This window comes from Bacillus sp. MN7755, from assembly GCF_054771475.1.
This window is the reverse complement of record NZ_BTRL01000019.1, coordinates 1-19,574: the sequence shown is the minus strand read 5'-3', so window position 1 is coordinate 19,574 and position 19,574 is coordinate 1. Positions and strand designations below refer to the sequence as shown.

Sequence of the window (19,574 nt, the reverse complement as noted above, 5' to 3'; positions counted from 1 at the left end):
TTTTCCCCTCTTCCTTATATGAACAAGCCGACAATCATATCAATTACTTTAATTCCAATGAACGGTACAATCACTCCGCCCAGCCCATAAATAAGTAGGTTTCGGCCAAGTAGTGCATTCGAACTCATCGGTTTATATGCGATACCTTTCATCGCCAATGGAATGAGTAATGGAATAATAACTGCATTAAATATTAATGCTGATAAAATCGCTGACAGTGGTGATGTTAGTTTCATAATGTTCAATGCTTCCATTTGTGGGATCGCAAGTGTAAACATCGCTGGAATAATAGCGAAATATTTAGCGATATCATTTGCAATACTAAACGTCGTTAACGCACCACGTGTCATTAACAATTGCTTACCGATTCCTACAACCTCAATAATTTTTGTTGGGTTCGAATCTAAATCAATCATATTTGCTGCTTCTTTTGCAGCTGTCGTCCCGCTATTCATTGCTAATCCAACGTCAGCCTGCGCTAATGCCGGCGCATCATTTGTACCATCACCTGTCATCGCTACAAGTTTCCCTTTATCTTGCTCTGCTTTAATAACAGCAATTTTATCTTCTGGTTTACACTCGGCAACGAATTCATCTACCCCTGCTTCTTTTGCAATTGTTGCTGCTGTTAATGGGTTATCCCCTGTACACATAACCGTTTTAATCCCCATTTGACGCAACTGTTCAAAACGTTCACGCATGCCAGGTTTTACTGTATCTTTTAAATAGATTAAACCGTAAATACGATTATCCACTGCAACTACAAGTGGTGTTCCGCCCTCTTTTGAAATGAAGTCTGCTTTTTGATTTACATCTTTCGGAATCGTTCCACCTTGTGACTGAACCCATTCAATTACGCTACCTACAGCACCTTTTCTCACTTTCGTTCCGTCCTGTAAATCAACACCACTCATTCTCGTTTCTGCTTTAAATGGAACAAATTCACCTTGTTCTGCAATTTCTCGATTATATGATATAGACTTCGTTTTTACATATTCTATAACTGATCGACCTTCTGGTGTTTCATCTAAAACTGAGCTAATAGCAGCCCACTTTCCAACTTGCTCAATCGTTTCATTTCCTACAGGTAATAATGTATGAGCCATTCGGTTCCCGAAAGTAATCGTACCCGTTTTATCTAAAATAATTGTATTAATATCACCCGCAGCTTCCACTGCTTTACCCGACATCGCTAACACATTAAACTTTGTCACGCGGTCCATCCCAGCAATACCAATTGCCGATAATAATCCACCAATTGTCGTTGGAATTAAACAAACTAACAACGCTACAAGTACAGCTGTATCAATTTGAAATCCTAAGTAATTTGTAAAAATCGGCAGCGTCACAACAACGATTAAGAAAATAAGCGTTAAACTCGTTAATACTGTATTTAAAGCAATCTCATTCGGCGTTTTTTGACGAGAAGCCCCTTCTACTAACGAAATCATTTTATCAATAAATGATTCACCAGGATTACTCGTAATGACAATCGTAATCTCATCACTTACAACCATCGTACCGCCTGTTACGGAGCAAAAATCACCTCCGGCTTCTTTTATTACAGGAGCTGATTCCCCTGTAATCGCAGATTCATCGACAGACGCTAATCCTTTTATTACTTCCCCATCACTTGGAATCATTTCTCCTTGTTTTACAATAACAACGTCACCTTTTCTAAGATCAGTTGCTGAAACTTGAACGATGTCTCCATTTTCTTTTACAACATTTGCAAATACATCTTTCTTCGACTGTTTTAAGGAATCGGCTTGCGCTTTTCCCCGACCTTCCGCTAAAGCTTCTGCAAAGTTAGCAAATAAAACTGTAAATAATAGAATGAGAGAAACTGTTATATTAAACCATCCTGGTATACTACTAGAACTGCTTGGAAGAAAAGATAAAATGAACGTAATGATAAATCCAATTTCCACAACGAACATAATCGGATTCTTTATCATGACCTTCGGGTTCAATTTCGCAACAGATTGCTTCATCGCATGTGTTACGATATCACGATCCATCGTTTTCGCTTGTCTAACTTCATCTTCTACAGCATGTATTTGTGACTGATTTACTCTTTTTTCTTTTACTACTACCGGTCTCATCATTTACCCTCCATTACTTCAATGTAAGAAATTCTGCAATTGGACCGAGTACTAACATCGGGAAGAATGTTAATGCACCGACAATTACAATTGTTCCGATGAAAATGCCGCCAAATAAACTATTATCCGTACGGAACGTTCCGACTGTTTCTGGTACAACCGTCTTTTCTTTCAATGAAGCTGCCACAGCTAGCATCGTAATTAAACTGAAATAGCGACCTAAAAACATAACTAAACCAGTTGTAATATTCCAAAACGGTGTATTATCTGCTAATCCTTCAAATCCAGATCCGTTATTCGCAGCTGACGATGTATATTCATATACCACTTGCGTCAAACCGTGGAAACCGGAATGAGAAATAGCATCCGTTCCTAAACTTGTTGAAAGAGCTAATGCTGAAAATCCTAAAATAAGCAGTGGATGAAATAGTATCGTTACCGCAATTAACTTCATTTCCTTACCTTCAATTTTCTTACCTAAAAACTCTGGTGTCCGTCCAACCATCAATCCAGATATAAAGACTGCGATAATCGCATACATAATAATGTTCACAAAACCTGCCCCAACGCCGCCATATACTGTATTTAACATCATATTTACAAGTGGAACTAACCCACCAATTGGTGTTAACGTATCATGCATCGTATTAACAGCCCCTGTTTCAGCAGCTGTCGTTACAGTCGCATAAAGGGAAGAAAATACTGTTCCGAACCTTACTTCTTTTCCTTCTGTACTTCCTTGTACGTGTTCAATACCCATTCCATTTAATGCCGGATTCCCGTTTAGTTCAGATGTCGTAATCGTTATAAACCCTAGTAAAAACACCATGAATAGTGAAACGAAAAGAATACGTCCTTGTTTTTTATTTCCTACCATTCGTCCGTACGTGAATGGTAGTGCTGTTGGCAATAACATCATAAGCATCATTTGCAAAATATTACTCATTTGTCCTGGGTTTTCAAAAGGATGTGTAGAGTTTGCCCCGAAAAATCCACCACCGTTATTCCCAAGTTCCTTAATTGAAACGAATGATGCAACTGGCCCACGTAAAATACTTTGCTTCGCGCCATCAATCGTTTGTGCCGTAACTGCTCCGTCTAACGTTTGTGGTACGCCAAGTGCAACAAAGGCTAGTGCCGCAATACATGCGATAGGAAGAAAAACTCTCGTTAACGCTCTCGTAAAATCAACGAAAAAGTTACCGAGTTCTTTTCCAGCCAGTCCTCTTATAAATGCCATAACGAGCGCTAAAGTCGTTGCCGGTGCTGCAAACATTAAGAATGTAATTCCAATTAATTGTGATAAATAAGATAAACCATTTTCACCGCTATAATGCTGTAAGTTTGTATCAGCCATAAAACTAATTGCTGTATTAAAAGCGAGCGTAGGTTCCATTCCTTCAATGTGTGCTGGATTTAATGGCAATACTCCTTGTAATCTGAAAATGAAATATACGACAACAATCATAAATCCATTTAATAAAACTAATGATAATGCGTACTGTTTCCACGTTTGATTGTATTCTTTTACACCCGTAATTTTAAAAATAAGTTTTTCAAAAGGCCCGAATACTTTATCTAGCTTTTTACTACCTTGAAAGGCTTTCTCTAAATAAATTCCCGTTGGCTTTGCCACAAGAATAAACAATAGCATTGTAATAACGACTGCAACCCAAATCATAATGAATGATTCCCCCTAATTAAAACTTCTCCGGATTTAATAATGCATACACTAAGTACACCGTAATTGCTGCAACAATAACCGATAAGGCAATCATCATGATTGCTTCTCTTCTTTCACAACTTTATCTGACCAACTTGCAAGACTTGCCATCGATGCAACTAACACAACAAAAATCCCGATCATTACCACATCTAACATAGTTACCTCTCTCCTCTTTGTAAAAATTTACCATTTAATTATCAAAAAAAGAACACTAAGCTCTACTTAGTGTTCGAAATGAACAACACAAAGTAAACCTCCTCTCTAAACGCTTACGAGGTTAGCTGTCGGATTCGGGCCTAAAGAGTAGCCCTACTTTCAAAACTGAAAGATTCACCCCAAGTGACGATGCACAAAATTGGTTCCCCCGCTCCATTTCTGGAACTCAGCGATTTTAGGTTTTTTTGGAAATTTCATGAATGATTTATGAGAGTAAATATACTCCTCTATATTTAACTTGTAAAGAGGCAAATTACTGAAAATAAGAAAATATCCATCTGTTTAAACGCTTACATTTAGTGTTATTAATATTCTTTCATCTGTTTTCTCGTCTTTTCTTTCTTTTTCACAGAAATAACCTTTTAAATACGAAATAAAAAGAGCGAATGACATGAAGTGCATAGCTTGTTGCACTTAGCATTCGCTCTTTTTTATTCACTATTTATTCCCCTCGTAAAAAAGCACGTAAATTTCTCCCGCGAATATAAACTTGTGACAACTCTGCGTGTAGCTGCTCATATTCGATAACATCTGATTTTAAATATAAAGCGTCTTTTGATGGTAATATGATATAGGGCCTTGGAAAAATAGGATCGAGCACCACCAATTCTTGAACTCTCTCTACCGATACCGCCCAACGATTCGCTATATCTCCTAGTAATAACACCTTCATTTTCTTCTCCCCCGCCTTATTCAAAACATAAAAAAGAAATATTATCACAATTCGTAAACACGACAAATGTAGCTCCAATTGTTTCATAGAGCCTCGCTGGATATCGTTTATTCCTTGTAACAACAGTAATAGGCGCTTGGAAAGAAAAACGAATGTGTTCTGTGAAGAAGCTAACGATCGGAAGCTCATCCCCTAGCAGAATCACCTTCTTAATACACTCACAAATACTAGTAAAATCCTGCTTCTTACTACAACTATACGTCCAATCAAATCCACAATTCCTAACTTCAGCCGCTATCTCTTCATTTGCTGTAAAAATAATTAACTCATGTTGAAAAGCTACTAAATCTATTAAACTATTTACCTTGCTTTCTTCTCCAACACAAATAAGTGTTAGTTCCATATACCTCATCCTCCTTAGCATAAAAGAACTCAAACATAGATTGATATTCCCCTATACTAATCAGATCGATGAAGTGATGTATCCATCATGGCACCGTCCTCTCTCAAGACGCTTACGAAGTTAGCTGTCGGATTCGGACTTTGAGAGTAGCCCTACTTTCAAAATTGAAAGATTCACCCCTAGTGACACTGCACAAATTGGTTCCTCCGCTCCATAGAATTGGACTCAGCGTATTACAAAAATGTATTCTGGCTGATATATTACTCCTGTATTTGGAAAAAGTAAACAGAAAAAAAGCCAGTTATAAAACTGACTTTTCTATTATTCATGCTTATGCTTTATTCAATTTGTATGCAAAGTGATTCGTCGGTCCATGACCACTTCCAATATTCAACGGTTCTTCAATTGCTATACTAATAAATTGTTTAGCCTCTTGAACTGCCTCTTCCATCGAGTATCCTTTCGCAAGTCCAGCTGTAACTGCTGACGCAAATGTACAGCCGCTTCCGTGCGTTTGCTTTGAAGGAATTCTCTCACTTCTAAATTCAATAAACTCTTCTCCATCAAAGAGTAAATCAATTACTTCATTACCTTGATATTCTGCATGTCCGCCCTTCATGAGTACATATTTCGCACCTAATTCATGAAGTACTTTTGCAGCCTCTTTACTATCTTCAACGTTATGAATTTCCAGCCCAGTTAACACTTCTGCTTCCGGAACATTCGGTGTTATAACAGTTGCTACTGGTAATAAATATTCCTTTAATGCTTGTACTGCTTCTTGTTGTAATAATGATGCTCCACCCTTAGCAATCATAACAGGGTCTAGCACAATATTATTCCAGCCAAATTTATTAATATGTTCTGCTACAATTTGAATGATTTCACTACTAAATAACATTCCTAGTTTCACAGCATCTGGTGTTAAATCCGTACCAATAGAATTCAGCTGTTCCGTAATACCTTCTAATGGAACAGGATATACCCCTTGAACGCCAAGCGTGTTTTGAGCAGTAATTGCCGTAATAGCCGTCATCCCATATACACCAAGCTCTTGGAATGTTTTTAAATCCGCTTGAATGCCAGCACCGCCTCCGCTATCAGATCCTGCAATTGTTAAAGCTTTATTCACTTTCATCCCACTCATCCTTTTCTAACCAAAATAGCGATGATAAATCGTCTTTGCTTCGCTTATATCTTTCGTTCCATGTACAAGTACACGACCATCTTTGAAGGCAACTAATCTCTTTTCTTCAACAGAAAATGATAGTAAATATGGATTTACATTTAAAGCCGTAACGCGACCTTCCAGCAGCCCCTTATATTGTTCAAAATCCATTTCCCCTTTATGAGGTGGTCTAATTTGAACTGTATTTCGTCCGCATAAAACTGCTGTTTTCGATGTATTTTCTTTATTTAAATACGGATATAATGCATTCTCCCCGCATGAAGGACAATTGTGTTTACGAAGCTTTTGCACATTCATACATGAATATTCATTCTTCCATACATCAAACGACGCAAGTCCCTCTCGAAGTGATTCGTAATCTTCCACTAATAGTTTAAGAGCTTCCGTTACTTGATGAGAAACGACGAGAGATACAGCAGGTGATATAATGCCCGCTGTATCACATGTCGCACCGCCAAGCGGAATCGATTGTAATAAACATGATAAACATGGTGTTTTACTAGGAAGAATTGTGTAAGAAAGTCCGTAACTCCCTACACAAGCCCCGTAAATCCATGGAATAGAATATTTTTGCGCTATATCATTTACAATGAAACGCGTTTCGAAATTATCAGTTGCATCAATGATTACATCAACATTTGTAACAAGCTCTTCTAATTCCTCAGCCGTTACATCTTGCACGAGTGCTTCTACTCTTACTTCACTATTAATCTCTTCTAGACGCTTTTTTGCTGCTACAGCCTTCGGAAGATTATTTTTCACATCACTCTCTGCGTACAATTGCTGCCTTTGTAAATTACTCCAATCGACATAATCACGGTCAACAATTGTTACCTTCCCAACACCAGCTCTTACAAACATTTCTGCATTTGCACTACCTAATGCGCCTGCGCCAATAATAAGCACATGCTTTTCTCTTATCTTTTGCTGTCCTTCTTCCCCAATGGGAGAAAATAGTTCTTGGCGAGAATATCGATTATTCAACTACACTCATTCCTTCTAAAGGACTACTTGCAGTTGCACAGCGTTTACGTGCGATACGACCTGCTTCAAAGCCTATGCGACCTGCTTCGATACCTAATTTCATTGCGTATGCCATTTTAATAGGATCTTTTGCTCCTGATACAGCCGTATTTAATAACACACCATCCGCTCCTAATTCCATCGCGAATGCCGCATCAGCTGGGCTACCAATACCAGCGTCAACGATAACTGGTACTGTCGCTTGTTCAATAATGAAGCTTAAATTTAACGGATTTACAATACCAAGTCCTGATCCGATTGGTGATGCTCCTGGCATAATCGCATGCACGCCAAGTTCTTGTAATTTGCGGGCTAATACAACATCATCAGATGTGTAAGGAAGTACGATAAATCCTTCTTCTAGTAACATTTCAGATGCCTTTAATGTTTCTACTGGATCAGGTAATAACGTTCTATCATCACCAATAACCTCTACTTTGATCATGTCACAAAGTCCTGAAGCTTTCGCTAATTTTGCAATACGAACAGCTTCTTCAGCATTTTTCGCTCCGGCTGTATTCGGTAATAACGTATATTTTTTCACATCAAGCTTATCTAATAAATTAGGTTGCTTTGCATCAAATATATCCATACGACGTACTGCAAACGTTAAAATTTCAGCTTCAGAAACGTCAATTGCTTTTTGCTGTACGTCAAAATCAGGGAATTTCCCTGTTCCTAATAAAAGTCTAGACTGAAATGACAATGGTCCAATGTTTAACATAATCAACCGCCTCCTACGAAAGTTACAATCTCAATTTGGTCTCCATCAAAAACAGATGTATCTGTATGATTATCTTTTTGTAAAATATCTTTATTACGCTCAACTACAACAATTCTGTTATCTAACTCTAAATATGTAAGTAGTTCAGCTACTGTTTTCACACTCGCTGGCACTTCAATTTGATTACCATTAATTTTTAAATTCAAACTTCCATCCCCTTTCTAAACTCTTTTAGAAAGCAATGAATCTAACAAGTGATTCTCCTGCTTTCCTTCTATTAAATCCGCCATATATTGACCAGAAACAGGACTTAATAAAATGCCGTTTCGATAATGGCCCGTGCAAGCATATAAACCTTTTATTTCTTCATGCTCTCCCATATAAGGAGCTTCGTGATTTGATTGTGGCCTTAATCCTGCCCATGCACTTTCCCATTCCGCTTCTTTTAAAGCCGGCAATATTGTATAAGCACGCTCTAATATAGAAGTAATACTTTCTGGTTGCACAGTTTTATTAAACGTATGAGACTTCATCGTTGCTCCAATTACGTACCGTCCACCGCGCTTTGGTGCAATATAAAATCTTTCTTGGAAAATAGGCGCATTTAAAAGTGATTTTCTACTTCTTACCGCTACTACTTCTCCTTTAACTGGATATGTACCCCATTCGCGGTGAAAATAACCTAGTAACTTCGTGCTCCATGAACCACCTGCAATCACAACTTTCTCGCACGCAATAATACCTTCGCTTGTAACAATTCCTGTTACGTTATCATTTTCAATACGAATATCAAATACTTCTGTTTGTTCATATATATCAGTACCGGAAATTGCTGCAGAGTGTGCAAATGCTTTTGTAAGCTCTGGTGCAATAACATGACCATCTTTCGGATAATATACCGCACCTATAATGGATTCAGATAGAAATGGCTCTTTTTCCCGCAATTTTTCTCCCGTTAGAAAATAGGAATCTTCACCTGTTTTCTGCTGCCAATCCATAATATGAAGAATTCTTTCCTTCTCATCTTCATTTTGAGCAATGCGATAAATGCCTTTTTCTTCATACCCAATATCGATGCCTGTTTTTTCACGTAAAACTGCTGCAAGTTGTGGAAATATAGCACGGCTTTCTCTAGCAAGTTCAAATAACGGATCATACGCATCCCATTCTGCCTGAACCCCAAGTAAACCAGCAGCTGCTTTCGAGGCTTCAGATGCAATCTGTTGCTTCTCTACAATCGCTACTTTATGCCCTCGTTCTGCTAGAAAATGTGCAACTGAACTACCAATTACACCTCCGCCAATTATCGCTACATCATACTTCTTACACATGTTTTTCCGCCCACTTTCTTATTGATTCCTTATAAGATTTCGCTTTGCTATACGGGTTACTACTACTTATAATTCCAGACATAACAGCAATACCACTGACACCATTAGTAAGAACATCCCCTGTGTTTTCCGTGGTGATTCCTCCAATTGCTGTAATCGGTATGGATAAACACTTTGCAATGTCTGAAACTTCTTCAAGCCCTCTCGCTGGCACACCTTTTTTACAATCTGTCGGAAATACATGACCATAGACGAGTGAATCCGCTCCATTCTTAAATGCATCGATCGCCTCTTCTAAAGAATGCACAGAATAACCGACATGCAAATAAGAAAACTTTTCTTTCACTGACCTTACATCTGCGCTTCGATATCCTAGCTGCACACGCGGAATATTTAATAAAATAGCAATATCAATTCGATCATTTATTACTATCTTCGATGCAGGAAAGCCTTTCTTCAAAAGACTTTCCACACCTTCATACAATTCCTTCGTACTTTTCTCACGCTCACGAACATGTAAATAATCAATCTCACTCTCAATTTGCATTGCTACATTCACTAGCTCTTCGAATGACATGTGACCATTTGAGATTACATGAAGCTCATTTTTCATATTCATTCGCCTACTTTAAAATGTTTTCGAATAATTCCTCAGCTGGAACGATTTCTTTCGTCATCCCTTTATCTTTCAGCCATTTATTTTGTTTCTCCCATGACTCTTTTGAATCCGATAGGAATGGCTCATCTTTCGTTTCCATCTTCTCTAATAAAATTTTCATACTTTCTTTTTCAACTTCTGGTACAAGCGGGAAGTTTTCTTTTTCTTGATGATTTAATAAAATATTTAATGCTTCATCTGGATTTTTCTTCATGAAGTCATAACCTTTTTTCGTACCACGTAAGAAAGCTTGCAACGCTTCCTTATCTTTTTTCAACGTTTTATCACCTGTTACAAATACAAGCTCATGATAGTTTGGCACACCATAATCAGCTGGATTAAAGTACGCTGGTTCATGGCCTTCATGTCGCATAACAGGTACTTCATGGTTAATGTATGCTCCTGTTACTGCATCTACTTTTTTCGTAATTAACGCTGGTACTAAATCAAAGCCAACATCGACTACTTTCACTGTATCTGGATTACCACCAGCTTCTTTTACCATCGTTTTTAAATACATCTCACTTAAAGGTGTCCCCGAATATCCTACTGTTTTTCCTTCTAAATCTTTCGGTGATTGAATGCCTGCTGATTTCAGTGATACAACATGATTTAACGGGGAACGTACGACAGCTCCAATTGATTTCACTGGAATTTGTTCATTTGCTCTTGCCATAACAACATCTGGTTGATAATACAAGCCAACCGTTACTTTTCCTGCCGCTGCTAAAGTTAATGGGTCAGTCGGATTGGAAGGGAATTTAATATTCACCTTTACTCCTTCTTCTTTAAAGTAGCCTTTTTCAATTGCCGCATAAATAAAGCTATGTACCGCATTTGGGTACCAATCAAGCATGACCGTTATTTCTTTTTCTTTCTTACCCTTATCTGATGCTGAATTACTAGAACATCCAGCAATCATTGCAACTAATAATGTAAACACAAAGATGCGTTTTAAAAATTTCATGAATGCTTCCTCCAACTAATAAATTTCTTTTCTAAAATCGAAATAAGGATGACAAAGGAAATAGCTAATAATGATAACAATACAATGGGTGCAAATACACCCGCTCCGTCTAATTGCGTCATCATCCTTTTACTGAAATATCCTAACCCGGCTTGTGCACCGAGCCATTCACCAATTGCTGCCCCAATCACACTAAGCGGAACTGCAATTTTTAAAGCTGAGAAAAAATAAGGAAGAGCAGATGGTAACTTTAATTTAAGAAAAACATCTTTTTTCGTTGCTCCATACGTAACTAAGAGCTCCTCCCATTCTATTTTTGTACTACGTAGTCCATCATACGTATTGACCGCAATTGGAAAAAACGTAATTAAAACCGTAACAACAACCTTACTCCAAATCGTATATCCAAACCATAAAACGAAGAGTGGAGCAAGCGCTGTAATCGGAATCGTTTGTGAGGCAACTAATAATGGATAAAATGCTCTCTCCATCCAATTACTCGCATTCATTAACATCGCTAGCCCTACCCCAAGTACGATAGAAATAGCCACCCCTATTAAAACGACATTTAATGTTGCCGGCAAATGAACCGTAAATAATATATCTTTTAGTTTCCATATCTTCATTACAATTGCAGACGGTGACGGTAAAATGTACATCTCATCTACAACTCTTGCGCCTATTTCCCACATGACAAGTAAAATACTAGAAAGTGTAAGGGCAGGTAATAGTTCCTTCAACCGGTTCATCATACGAGTACCTGCCTTTGTAACATACTAAGAAGCTCATCTTTAAGCGCTAACACTTCATGCTTATATAAATCTTTTCTTGTCCGATTACAATCAAGCGGTACAATCTTCTCGGTTAAAGTAGTTATCGGTTGATTTTCTACAACGAAAATTCGATTAGAAAGAAATAATGCTTCTTCCACATCATGAGTGATAAATAAAATTGTTTTTTCCCACTCTTTCCATTGTTCAAACAGCCATTCTTGCAAAGATGCCTTCGTTAAAGCATCCAACGCGCTAAACGGTTCATCTAACAGCAATATCTCCCCGCCTGTTAATAAAGTTCGAATAAAAGATACGCGTTGTCTCATACCGCCAGATAAATCTTTCGGATATTTTGTCTCATACCCTTGTAAGCCAAATTTATGTAACAGTTCCTTTGCCTTTATTTGTGCTTCTTTCTTCTGTACACCTTGGCACTCTAGCGGCAGGGCAGCATTCTCAATAATCGTTCTCCATGGCAGGAGCATATCTTTTTGGGGCATATATCCTACAGGATGGCTCTTTGTTTCTGTCAGCTCTATCTGTCCCGTACTTGCTTCTTCTAAACCTGTAATAAGGCGAAATAAAGTACTTTTCCCGCATCCACTCGGTCCGATAATACTTACAAACTCTTTATCTCGTATAGAAGCATTTAATTCATTGATGATTGGTTTCTCATCATAATGAAAAGAAACATTATGAAACTGTAGTATGTTCTTGCTCCTCAAATCCCCACATCTCCTTACGATAGGACATATCCCAGAATAAATATTCAAATCGACTGGAATATAGGAAAATCTCCTCTAATCGATCTAGCTCTTTGTCAGACTTTCCAACTGCCATTTCATTTAATAAATCTATTAACCAAATACAAAGGTTACCGTATTCTTCCGAACTATATCCTTGAATCCACTCACCAAAGAACTCATGATCTCTTGCTCCAGGAATATCGTTTAAACGCTTTCCAATTTCCCAGTAGCTCCACATACATGGAAGAAGTGCTGCTATTAATTCCGCAAGTGTGCCATTTTGAGATACAGACATCATGTAATTTGTATAGGCTAAATTTTTAGCAGATGGTTTGGCAGATTCTATCTCTTCTATAGAAATATCAAGTCTTTTTGCATATTGTTTATGGATCGTCATTTCTCCATTTAATATGCCATCAATTTGTTCAGCAAATTTCCCCATTACTTGTGGATTCGTTGCTTTTACAACACCAATCGCATATAGCTTTGCATAATCTAACAAATATAAATAATCTTGAATAATATAATACTGAAACTTATCTTTTTCTAACGTGCCATCTCCCATACCTACTACAAACGGATGATTATGACTCATCTCCCAAACTGGTTGTACAGTTTCTAATAATCTATCGCAAAATTTCATTTCTCTATCCCCTTTCAATTTATATATCTAAATAAAAAACCACTTCTAAATAAGAAGTGGTTACAGCAAATAAAATTATAATTTATTCGTTGCTCCACTTCCCTTCGCTAGTATTACCTAGATCAGGTCTATAAGGGTTAAGGATTATTCCTCTCTCAGCACAACAAGCACCCCTAGTGGTTTCAATATGAAATTTTCAAATAAAAAAGCCCCGTTTCTATACGCAAAGAAACGGGGACTCATTATTAGTGTCCGAATTGCTTCCCTACGCTAGCATAATCTAGATCAGGTAATGAAAAGGATCAAAGGCTTACGGCCTACTCTCAGCTGGCAACACCAGCTCTCCTAGCAAACTATGAAATTATCACTGTCAGTATAACACCGTAATAAGACATCATCAACTGTTTTAATTTTCTCAATTGTCAACAAAATAACAAAACTATATAATACTTATATTCTATCTTAGAAATTATTATCCCAATTAATTGGATAATAAGGAATCATTATCCTCAAAAAATTTATTTTTTTATTGATTTCATATTACATTTATGTGAATACACCCACTATATTATATCTTTATACTATAATAAAATTACAACTATACAACTAGAGGAGGTCTCTATTATATGAATATGAAAGCTACTGCTTTAACAGCAACTACTGTCGCAATTGCCTCTTTACTTCCTTCTATGGGAGAAACAACTGTACAAACAGCCAACGCTGAACAATTATCTAACGTGAAAACTGGATATGTCAAAGTCGATCAAGTAGCCTTACATACACAAGATAACGCAAATAGCTCATCAATTGATACAATTCGCTTTAATACGAAAGTAAACATACTTGAAACAACTAATAGCTGGTATAAAGTATCTGTTAATAATAAAGTAGGTTACGTACAAAAAGATGCTATTCTACTAAAAAACAAACTTCAATCTAATAATCAATACATTGTTAATGCCAATGCATTAAACGTTCGTTCTGAACCTAATTTAGAATCTTCAATTTTAGATGTATTACCAAATGGGAAATTCGTTACCATTCAAGAAGAACAAGGTGAGTGGTATAAAATTTTACATAATGGCAAAACAGGTTACGTACAAAAGGCGTTCGTGTCTAATGGTTCACAGCCTTTAGTAAAAGGCATCACAGTTCAAAATAATACGAAATACACAGTTGCAACACCTAAACTTAATGTACGTAGCAATGCTAGTACAAGTAGTGCACTACTTGGTTCATTACAAAATGGTACACAAATACAAGTAGTGGAAACTGTCGGAACTTGGTATAAAATTCGTTTTGGCACAGGATACGGATATGTAGCAAAGCATTATGTGGTGCAAAATCAAACGCAATCACAAACTCAAACAGCTCAACCTACTTCCATTCCAGCAGTTTTCAAATTCCCTACTCAAGGAAGAATTAGCTCAACCTTTGATATGCGCTGGGAACAAATGCATTATGGGATAGATATTGCAGCTCAGGGTAATGTCTCTATCCAAGCTGCGGCTGCAGGTAAAGTTGTGAAATCATATTATTCAGCTAGCTATGGCAATGTTGTGTTCATCGCTCATCAACTAAACGGGAAACTATATACAACAGTCTATGCTCATATGAAAGATCGCACTGTACAAGCTGGTGATCAAGTACAGGCTGGACAATTAGTAGGTCATATGGGAAACACAGGTCATTCATACGGGCAACATCTTCATTTTGAATTACACAATGGAGAATGGAATTTTGAAAAAACAAATGCAGTAAACCCACTGCCATATTTAGTTAGGTAAATTGTATGCCACGCAATATCAATATACCTCTCTTAATTGAATACTTAGCCTTTTTAGGTTTAATCTGTTGTTTAATCATTTACAATACAAATACTGTATTTTTATCTATTATCATTGCTTTTGTCGCTTTAGAAATTATGATGGAATCCTTTCAAGTTAAACTAAAACAAAAAATTGCACATATTTATAATGCCATCTTTCTATTAAGTGCCCTAATAACAAATATTATTAGTAATGGTTTTTATTTATCTACCGTATTTCCTGTGTTCTTTATGGCTGTTTTACTATTCATAGCTAGATACATTCATGTCCCTAATAACAAAAAACACGAACAAGAAGCTTAGAAAGAGGAGACACTGTGTACCAATCTTTCAAAGATAATCCGCTAAAATATATATTGAATTTATATAAAAAAATAAATACTTTTTTTGGTATACAAGAAAGCAATACGGCACAATTTTTCCTTTATGGAATGTTATTTCTCGTCTTAATCACATTCTCCTTGCTTTACTAACAAAAAAAGGATCTCACGTTTATGTGAGATCCTTTTTAATTTATATAGAAAATGCTCTTTACCCACAAGCATATTTTTCATAAATAAAGCTAAGATTATATTTTTTCTCCAAGCTCATCCTTTGTTCATCATCGCACCAATAGAACAGAATGTCATGAATCGTTGCATAACGCTTATTTTTAAGAAATAGTTTAAAGAATGATGGCAGACAATCATGTAATTGTATAAATATATAATTGCGTAATATTTCTTCTTTATATTCAATGCCCTTACAAATATACAGTAATTCTTCACAATAATATGCATGCTGTGGAACTTGAATCATTTCGAAAAATGGCACATATGATAATAACTTTCCGATAAAATGATCATATCGATCCATTATTCCTATCGTCATATGCTCCATCATATCTTTCATTACATATAAATAATCATCTACATGAGTAGTCTTTAATGGGTCTAATCGATCTGAAATTTGAGAAAGTACAGCTCTTTGACAAGCTAATACCGCTTGACTAGGTCCATAATATGATAGGAAGTCTGTACACTTACGATATTTCCGTAATAAGTCATGTGTATATAAATCATACACAAAAGTATTACAATACATCGCTAGACTCATCATATCACTATTTAATTGTTCCTTTGATAGGAATTTAGCTCTCTTACACATATAAAAGAATGTAAATTCCAATACTTCTTTATGGGATAATAGATGTTTACAATCCTTTATACATTTCTCATTAAATTTAACTCTATCCCAAATTTCTACATCCCCATCAGTCAATTCACCAATACGATATTTAATAATTAAATAGTTTAAAGCAACCGCTTGCGTCAAAAGATCCCACGTTTCATATTCCAATGAAGTGTGAACAAACTCAGCTAGTCCTTGATTTACCATAAAAGTATTTGCTTCTTCATACCAACCAATCTCTTGGCATAAGCGAAGAATACGTACTAAAGTTGGAATTTCATCTTTATGAAACTGCGGTAAATTCTTTGCTTTATTCATTCCATATACGATAAATGCCGCTAAATTTTCTTCTTTATAAAATTCTTTTTCTTTCCACACTAATATAGTTCGTTCTTTCCCTTCACCTTTTGGATGACAAGGTACAAGCAAAGAAAATAATTCAGCGAAATTATTTGGTTCTATATATGTATCTGTAACCAAATTCCAATTTGGATCGCGCTGTACAGCCCTCATATAATTCCCCTTCCCTTTTGTCTACATAGGAAATATTAATCCATTATTACATCATTAATAATAAATATTGTTATATTCGAAATCTATCATAATACTTATATCTATCAGTATATCATTTTTTCTCTTATTTAAAATTAGGAATGACAAATTTAAATAAACTGTCGAAATTACTAACCGTATACTTATTATATAATGTCTCAGATACATCATGCTAACATATTAGCTTAATCCATATATACTAGAATAATGCATCTGATTTTTATACGTAACTTATCCCACTAATTAAAGTCTCTCTTCATTCCGTATGCTCCGAGATTTCACTTAAAGCAAATCCCGCTTGATCATCTGCCGATTCTCTTGTAGCTAAATCACCTAATGCTAGCATTCCAACAAGTTGACCACTCTCAACTACTGGTAATCGTCTAATTTGATACTGTGCCATTAACTCTGTAGCTTTTTCAATAGAATCATCAGGAGAAACTGAAACAATATTTGTTGTCATTACATTTGTAATTTTATTAGATCCAGGATGTTTCTCAGCAATGCCTCTAACAACTAAATCTCGGTCTGTAACAAGCCCAACAACTTGCTCATTTTCAACAACCGGAATCAATCCAATCGATTCTTCTTTCATCTTTACAGCAGCCTCGTATACGTTGTCTAGCGGTGTACAATGTACAATATGAGTACTCATAAGGTCTCTCACTCGTGTCATTTTTGTCTCCTCCTTTTTATACATACCATAGTTTTTCCTAAATCCCTTTATTTATTTCAGGAAAATCAGTAGATAAAAGAGGATTAACGCACAATAAAAAAGAGTCAGCAATGTGCTGACTCTTTTTTTATGACCCGTACGGGATTCGAACCCGTGTTACCGCCGTGAAAGGGCGGTGTCTTAACCACTTGACCAACGGGCCATGGCTCCGCAGGTAGGACTCGAACCTACGACCGATCGGTTAACAGCCGATAGCTCTACCACTGAGCTACTGCGGAATAATATATGGTGGGCCTAAATGGACTCGAACCATCGACCTCACGCTTATCAGGCGTGCGCTCTAACCAGCTGAGCTATAGGCCCATATACTTTACAGGGGCAGTAGGAATCGAACCCACACTGGAGGTTTTGGAGACCTCAGTTCTACCTTTAAACTATGCCCCTAAAGGATGCCGACTAGAGGACTTGAACCCCCAACCTACTGATTACAAGTCAGTTGCTCTACCAATTGAGCTAAGTCGGCATAAAAAAATGGTGGCTCGGGACGGAATCGAACCGCCGACACGAGGATTTTCAGTCCTCTGCTCTACCGACTGAGCTACCGAGCCAACATAAATGGCGGTCCCGACCGGGGTCGAACCGGCGATCTCCTGCGTGACAGGCAGGCATGTTAACCACTACACCACGGGACCATTTGGTTGCGGGGACAGGATTTGAACCTGCGACCTTCGGGTTATGAGCCCGACGAGCTACCGTGCTGCTCCACCCCGCGACAATATAATATTTTTTTAAAAAAATGGAGGAGGTAGAGGGATTCGAACCCCCGCGCGACTCTCGCCGCCTGTCGGTTTTCAAGACCGATCCCTTCAGCCGAACTTGGGTATACCTCCATGAAGGAAAAAAGAAATATTTTATTATTTATGTCTAAACCATTAAAGAAAATGGAGGAGGTAGAGGGATTCGAACCCCCGCGCGATTCTCACCGCCTGTCGGTTTTCAAGACCGATCCCTTCAGCCGAACTTGGGTATACCTCCGAGACATATAATAAATAAAGTGGAGCCTAGCGGGATCGAACCGCTGACCTCCTGCGTGCAAGGCAGGCGCTCTCCCAGCTGAGCTAAGGCCCCATGTTTTTGGGAATATCGGGAAGACAGGATTTGAACCTGCGACCCCCTGGTCCCAAACCAGGTGCTCTACCAAGCTGAGCCACTTCCCGTTAATAAAAGCGCGCCCGAGAGGAGTCGAACCCCTAACCTCTTGATCCGTAGTCAAACGCTCTATCCAATTGAGCTACGGGCGCATATGGTGCCGAGGGCGGGGGTCGAACCCGCACGGTGGTCACCCACCGCAGGATTTTAAGTCCTGTGCGTCTGCCTGTTCCGCCACCCCGGCATGTCATATTGAAAATTGGAGCGGAAGACGGGATTCGAACCCGCGACCCCAACCTTGGCAAGGTTGTATTCTACCACTGAACTACTTCCGCAAGACATGTTTGAGTTATTTTATTAAAAGTGCGGGTGAAGGGAGTCGAACCCCCACGCCAAAGGCGCTAGATCCTAAGTCTAGTGCGTCTGCCAATTCCGCCACACCCGCATATTTTGTTAAAATGGTGAGCCATGAAGGACTCGAACCTTCGACCCTCTGATTAAAAGTCAGATGCTCTACCAACTGAGCTAATGGCTCTTAATGGCTGGGCTAGCTGGATTCGAACCAGCGCATGACGGAGTCAAAGTCCGTTGCCTTACCGCTTGGCTATAGCCCATTAATTAAGAATGGTGGAGGGGGGCAGATTCGAACTGCCGAACCCGAAGGAGCGGATTTACAGTCCGCCGCGTTTAGCCACTTCGCTACCCCTCCGACATATATGGTGGAGGATGACGGGATCGAACCGCCGACCCCCTGCTTGTAAGGCAGGTGCTCTCCCAGCTGAGCTAATCCTCCATTTTGCCTGGCAACGTCCTACTCTCACAGGGACAAGGTCCCAACTACCATCGGCGCTAGAGAGCTTAACTTCCGTGTTCGGTATGGGAACGGGTGTGACCTCTCTGCCATCATTACCAGACTGTATTCATTTAAGACAAGAATCATTTTAACTTATTCAACTTTTAAAGTCAACAAGTTTTTTATATTCTTTCAAAACTAGATAACATTGCTTCATATTATATGGTTA

General features: G+C 37.9%; 20 protein-coding genes, 20 tRNA genes, 1 rRNA gene and 4 riboswitches. Of the genes, 2 read left to right on the top strand and 39 right to left on the bottom strand.

The window, feature by feature from the left end; translation table 11 throughout:
* Nucleotides 1–14 precede the first annotated feature (14 nt).
* From kdpB to tenA, 16 genes are all read right to left on the bottom strand, one after another.
* Entirely contained in the window at nucleotides 15–2,105 is a 2,091-nt protein-coding gene (kdpB, locus tag ACYVEC_RS21890) for a potassium-transporting ATPase subunit KdpB (RefSeq protein WP_063223684.1), read from the bottom strand.
* Nucleotides 2,106–2,118: 13 nt separating this feature from the next.
* Complete coding sequence (kdpA, locus tag ACYVEC_RS21885) at nucleotides 2,119–3,786, bottom strand: potassium-transporting ATPase subunit KdpA (protein ID WP_063223683.1); 1,668 nt, start codon at nucleotides 3,784–3,786, stop codon at nucleotides 2,119–2,121.
* Between the two features lie 19 nt (nucleotides 3,787–3,805).
* On the bottom strand, nucleotides 3,806–3,886 hold the full coding sequence (gene kdpF / locus ACYVEC_RS21880) for a K(+)-transporting ATPase subunit F (RefSeq protein WP_000972378.1): 81 nt from the start codon (nucleotides 3,884–3,886) through the stop codon (nucleotides 3,806–3,808).
* Entirely contained in the window at nucleotides 3,883–3,987 is a 105-nt protein-coding gene (locus ACYVEC_RS21875) for a hypothetical protein (protein ID WP_063223682.1), read from the bottom strand. The genes kdpF and ACYVEC_RS21875 overlap by 4 nt, the downstream gene beginning before the upstream one ends.
* A gap of 96 nt (nucleotides 3,988–4,083) precedes the next feature.
* Nucleotides 4,084–4,229, bottom strand: a riboswitch (cyclic di-AMP (ydaO/yuaA leader).
* A 260-nt stretch (nucleotides 4,230–4,489) separates the two neighbouring features.
* Nucleotides 4,490–4,720 (bottom strand): hypothetical protein, encoded by a 231-nt coding sequence (locus ACYVEC_RS21870; protein WP_063223681.1) that lies wholly within the window; start codon nucleotides 4,718–4,720, stop codon nucleotides 4,490–4,492.
* Between the two features lie 16 nt (nucleotides 4,721–4,736).
* Entirely contained in the window at nucleotides 4,737–5,123 is a 387-nt protein-coding gene (locus tag ACYVEC_RS21865) for a hypothetical protein (RefSeq protein ID WP_063223680.1), read from the bottom strand.
* Nucleotides 5,124–5,216: 93 nt separating this feature from the next.
* Nucleotides 5,217–5,364: riboswitch (cyclic di-AMP (ydaO/yuaA leader) on the bottom strand.
* 90 nt (nucleotides 5,365–5,454) lie between these two features.
* Nucleotides 5,455–6,270 carry a bifunctional hydroxymethylpyrimidine kinase/phosphomethylpyrimidine kinase gene (gene thiD, locus ACYVEC_RS21860; RefSeq protein ID WP_142332669.1) on the bottom strand — a complete coding sequence of 272 codons (816 nt, stop codon included), beginning with the start codon at nucleotides 6,268–6,270 and terminating at the stop codon, nucleotides 5,455–5,457.
* 6 nt (nucleotides 6,271–6,276) lie between these two features.
* On the bottom strand, nucleotides 6,277–7,296 hold the full coding sequence (gene thiF, locus ACYVEC_RS21855; RefSeq protein WP_063223678.1) for a thiazole biosynthesis adenylyltransferase ThiF: 1,020 nt from the start codon (nucleotides 7,294–7,296) through the stop codon (nucleotides 6,277–6,279).
* A complete protein-coding gene (gene thiG / locus ACYVEC_RS21850) occupies nucleotides 7,289–8,059 on the bottom strand; it encodes a thiazole synthase (RefSeq protein WP_063223677.1) in 771 nt (256 codons plus the stop codon). The genes thiF and thiG overlap by 8 nt, the downstream gene beginning before the upstream one ends.
* A gap of 2 nt (nucleotides 8,060–8,061) precedes the next feature.
* Nucleotides 8,062–8,265 (bottom strand): sulfur carrier protein ThiS, encoded by a 204-nt coding sequence (gene thiS / locus ACYVEC_RS21845; protein WP_063223676.1) that lies wholly within the window; start codon nucleotides 8,263–8,265, stop codon nucleotides 8,062–8,064.
* Between the two features lie 15 nt (nucleotides 8,266–8,280).
* Nucleotides 8,281–9,390 carry a glycine oxidase ThiO gene (gene thiO, locus ACYVEC_RS21840; protein ID WP_063223675.1) on the bottom strand — a complete coding sequence of 370 codons (1,110 nt, stop codon included), beginning with the start codon at nucleotides 9,388–9,390 and terminating at the stop codon, nucleotides 8,281–8,283.
* The gene (gene tenI / locus ACYVEC_RS21835; protein WP_063223674.1) at nucleotides 9,383–10,003 is read right to left on the bottom strand and encodes a thiazole tautomerase TenI; all 621 of its coding nucleotides are present in this window, start codon (nucleotides 10,001–10,003) and stop codon (nucleotides 9,383–9,385) included. The genes thiO and tenI overlap by 8 nt, the downstream gene beginning before the upstream one ends.
* Nucleotides 10,004–10,013: 10 nt before the next feature.
* Nucleotides 10,014–11,015: an ABC transporter substrate-binding protein gene (locus ACYVEC_RS21830; RefSeq protein WP_063223673.1), complete on the bottom strand. Its 1,002-nt coding sequence runs from the start codon at nucleotides 11,013–11,015 to the stop codon at nucleotides 10,014–10,016.
* Nucleotides 11,012–11,764, bottom strand: a complete 753-nt coding sequence (locus ACYVEC_RS21825; protein WP_063223837.1) for an ABC transporter permease — start codon at nucleotides 11,762–11,764, stop codon at nucleotides 11,012–11,014. The genes ACYVEC_RS21830 and ACYVEC_RS21825 overlap by 4 nt, the downstream gene beginning before the upstream one ends.
* Nucleotides 11,764–12,513: an ABC transporter ATP-binding protein gene (locus tag ACYVEC_RS21820; RefSeq protein WP_098555115.1), complete on the bottom strand. Its 750-nt coding sequence runs from the start codon at nucleotides 12,511–12,513 to the stop codon at nucleotides 11,764–11,766. The genes ACYVEC_RS21825 and ACYVEC_RS21820 overlap by 1 nt, the downstream gene beginning before the upstream one ends.
* Entirely contained in the window at nucleotides 12,482–13,177 is a 696-nt protein-coding gene (gene tenA / locus ACYVEC_RS21815; protein ID WP_063223671.1) for a thiaminase II, read from the bottom strand. Before tenA ends, ACYVEC_RS21820 begins: the two co-directional genes overlap by 32 nt.
* Before the next feature lie 82 nt (nucleotides 13,178–13,259).
* A riboswitch (TPP riboswitch) is annotated at nucleotides 13,260–13,362 on the bottom strand.
* A gap of 60 nt (nucleotides 13,363–13,422) precedes the next feature.
* Nucleotides 13,423–13,534, bottom strand: a riboswitch (TPP riboswitch).
* A gap of 269 nt (nucleotides 13,535–13,803) precedes the next feature.
* On the opposite strand from tenA, the gene ACYVEC_RS21810 reads away from it, so the two are divergent.
* Nucleotides 13,804–14,964 (top strand): SH3 domain-containing protein, encoded by a 1,161-nt coding sequence (locus ACYVEC_RS21810; RefSeq protein ID WP_063223670.1) that lies wholly within the window; start codon nucleotides 13,804–13,806, stop codon nucleotides 14,962–14,964.
* A 5-nt stretch (nucleotides 14,965–14,969) separates the two neighbouring features.
* Entirely contained in the window at nucleotides 14,970–15,308 is a 339-nt protein-coding gene (locus ACYVEC_RS21805) for a hypothetical protein (RefSeq protein ID WP_063223669.1), read from the top strand.
* A 228-nt stretch (nucleotides 15,309–15,536) separates the two neighbouring features.
* Here the strand turns inward: ACYVEC_RS21805 and ACYVEC_RS21800 are convergent, their stop codons facing one another.
* From ACYVEC_RS21800 to rrf, 23 genes are all read right to left on the bottom strand, one after another.
* Complete coding sequence (locus ACYVEC_RS21800) at nucleotides 15,537–16,688, bottom strand: DUF3965 domain-containing protein (RefSeq protein WP_063223668.1); 1,152 nt, start codon at nucleotides 16,686–16,688, stop codon at nucleotides 15,537–15,539.
* 295 nt (nucleotides 16,689–16,983) lie between these two features.
* A complete protein-coding gene (locus tag ACYVEC_RS21795; RefSeq protein ID WP_063223667.1) occupies nucleotides 16,984–17,403 on the bottom strand; it encodes a CBS domain-containing protein in 420 nt (139 codons plus the stop codon).
* 130 nt (nucleotides 17,404–17,533) lie between these two features.
* A tRNA-Glu gene (locus tag ACYVEC_RS21790) sits at nucleotides 17,534–17,605 on the bottom strand.
* Between the two features lies 1 nt (nucleotide 17,606).
* Nucleotides 17,607–17,681: transfer RNA gene (locus tag ACYVEC_RS21785), tRNA-Asn, on the bottom strand.
* Nucleotides 17,682–17,689: 8 nt separating this feature from the next.
* Nucleotides 17,690–17,766: transfer RNA gene (locus ACYVEC_RS21780), tRNA-Ile, on the bottom strand.
* A gap of 10 nt (nucleotides 17,767–17,776) precedes the next feature.
* Nucleotides 17,777–17,847, bottom strand: a tRNA-Trp gene (locus ACYVEC_RS21775).
* A gap of 6 nt (nucleotides 17,848–17,853) precedes the next feature.
* Nucleotides 17,854–17,926: transfer RNA gene (locus ACYVEC_RS21770), tRNA-Thr, on the bottom strand.
* A gap of 9 nt (nucleotides 17,927–17,935) precedes the next feature.
* A tRNA-Phe gene (locus ACYVEC_RS21765) sits at nucleotides 17,936–18,011 on the bottom strand.
* An 8-nt stretch (nucleotides 18,012–18,019) separates the two neighbouring features.
* Nucleotides 18,020–18,095 (bottom strand) — tRNA-Asp (locus ACYVEC_RS21760).
* 3 nt (nucleotides 18,096–18,098) lie between these two features.
* Nucleotides 18,099–18,175, bottom strand: a tRNA-Met gene (locus ACYVEC_RS21755).
* A gap of 25 nt (nucleotides 18,176–18,200) precedes the next feature.
* Nucleotides 18,201–18,293, bottom strand: a tRNA-Ser gene (locus tag ACYVEC_RS21750).
* 52 nt (nucleotides 18,294–18,345) lie between these two features.
* A tRNA-Ser gene (locus ACYVEC_RS21745) sits at nucleotides 18,346–18,438 on the bottom strand.
* 20 nt (nucleotides 18,439–18,458) lie between these two features.
* Nucleotides 18,459–18,531: transfer RNA gene (locus ACYVEC_RS21740), tRNA-Ala, on the bottom strand.
* Nucleotides 18,532–18,546: 15 nt separating this feature from the next.
* Nucleotides 18,547–18,620 (bottom strand) — tRNA-Pro (locus ACYVEC_RS21735).
* 10 nt (nucleotides 18,621–18,630) lie between these two features.
* Nucleotides 18,631–18,704 (bottom strand) — tRNA-Arg (locus ACYVEC_RS21730).
* A 3-nt stretch (nucleotides 18,705–18,707) separates the two neighbouring features.
* Nucleotides 18,708–18,796 (bottom strand) — tRNA-Leu (locus ACYVEC_RS21725).
* Between the two features lie 16 nt (nucleotides 18,797–18,812).
* Nucleotides 18,813–18,887 (bottom strand) — tRNA-Gly (locus ACYVEC_RS21720).
* A gap of 29 nt (nucleotides 18,888–18,916) precedes the next feature.
* Nucleotides 18,917–18,997 (bottom strand) — tRNA-Leu (locus tag ACYVEC_RS21715).
* Nucleotides 18,998–19,011: 14 nt separating this feature from the next.
* Nucleotides 19,012–19,087, bottom strand: a tRNA-Lys gene (locus ACYVEC_RS21710).
* Nucleotides 19,088–19,091: 4 nt separating this feature from the next.
* Nucleotides 19,092–19,166: transfer RNA gene (locus ACYVEC_RS21705), tRNA-Gln, on the bottom strand.
* An 11-nt stretch (nucleotides 19,167–19,177) separates the two neighbouring features.
* A tRNA-Tyr gene (locus ACYVEC_RS21700) sits at nucleotides 19,178–19,261 on the bottom strand.
* An 8-nt stretch (nucleotides 19,262–19,269) separates the two neighbouring features.
* Nucleotides 19,270–19,345, bottom strand: a tRNA-Val gene (locus ACYVEC_RS21695).
* A gap of 5 nt (nucleotides 19,346–19,350) precedes the next feature.
* Nucleotides 19,351–19,466 (bottom strand): 5S ribosomal RNA (gene rrf, locus ACYVEC_RS21690).
* Nucleotides 19,467–19,574 lie beyond the last annotated feature (108 nt).

Bases quoted from the DNA above. Each gene is read 5' to 3' on its own strand.
- kdpB (WP_063223684.1), bottom strand. From the start codon at position 2,105: ATGAGACCGGTAGTAGTAAAAGAAAAAAGAGTAAATCAGTCACAAATA.
- kdpA (WP_063223683.1), bottom strand. From the start codon at position 3,786: ATGATTTGGGTTGCAGTCGTTATTACAATGCTATTGTTTATTCTTGTG.
- kdpF (WP_000972378.1), bottom strand. From the start codon at position 3,886: ATGATGATTGCCTTATCGGTTATTGTTGCAGCAATTACGGTGTACTTA.
- ACYVEC_RS21875 (WP_063223682.1), bottom strand. From the start codon at position 3,987: ATGTTAGATGTGGTAATGATCGGGATTTTTGTTGTGTTAGTTGCATCG.
- ACYVEC_RS21870 (WP_063223681.1), bottom strand. From the start codon at position 4,720: ATGAAGGTGTTATTACTAGGAGATATAGCGAATCGTTGGGCGGTATCG.
- ACYVEC_RS21865 (WP_063223680.1), bottom strand. From the start codon at position 5,123: ATGGAACTAACACTTATTTGTGTTGGAGAAGAAAGCAAGGTAAATAGT.
- thiD (WP_142332669.1), bottom strand. From the start codon at position 6,270: ATGAGTGGGATGAAAGTGAATAAAGCTTTAACAATTGCAGGATCTGAT.
- thiG (WP_063223677.1), bottom strand. From the start codon at position 8,059: ATGTTAAACATTGGACCATTGTCATTTCAGTCTAGACTTTTATTAGGA.
- thiO (WP_063223675.1), bottom strand. From the start codon at position 9,390: ATGTGTAAGAAGTATGATGTAGCGATAATTGGCGGAGGTGTAATTGGT.
- tenI (WP_063223674.1), bottom strand. From the start codon at position 10,003: ATGAAAAATGAGCTTCATGTAATCTCAAATGGTCACATGTCATTCGAA.
- ACYVEC_RS21830 (WP_063223673.1), bottom strand. From the start codon at position 11,015: ATGAAATTTTTAAAACGCATCTTTGTGTTTACATTATTAGTTGCAATG.
- ACYVEC_RS21825 (WP_063223837.1), bottom strand. From the start codon at position 11,764: ATGAACCGGTTGAAGGAACTATTACCTGCCCTTACACTTTCTAGTATT.
- tenA (WP_063223671.1), bottom strand. From the start codon at position 13,177: ATGAAATTTTGCGATAGATTATTAGAAACTGTACAACCAGTTTGGGAG.
- ACYVEC_RS21810 (WP_063223670.1), top strand. From the start codon at position 13,804: ATGAATATGAAAGCTACTGCTTTAACAGCAACTACTGTCGCAATTGCC.
- ACYVEC_RS21805 (WP_063223669.1), top strand. From the start codon at position 14,970: ATGCCACGCAATATCAATATACCTCTCTTAATTGAATACTTAGCCTTT.
- ACYVEC_RS21800 (WP_063223668.1), bottom strand. From the start codon at position 16,688: ATGAGGGCTGTACAGCGCGATCCAAATTGGAATTTGGTTACAGATACA.
- ACYVEC_RS21795 (WP_063223667.1), bottom strand. From the start codon at position 17,403: ATGACACGAGTGAGAGACCTTATGAGTACTCATATTGTACATTGTACA.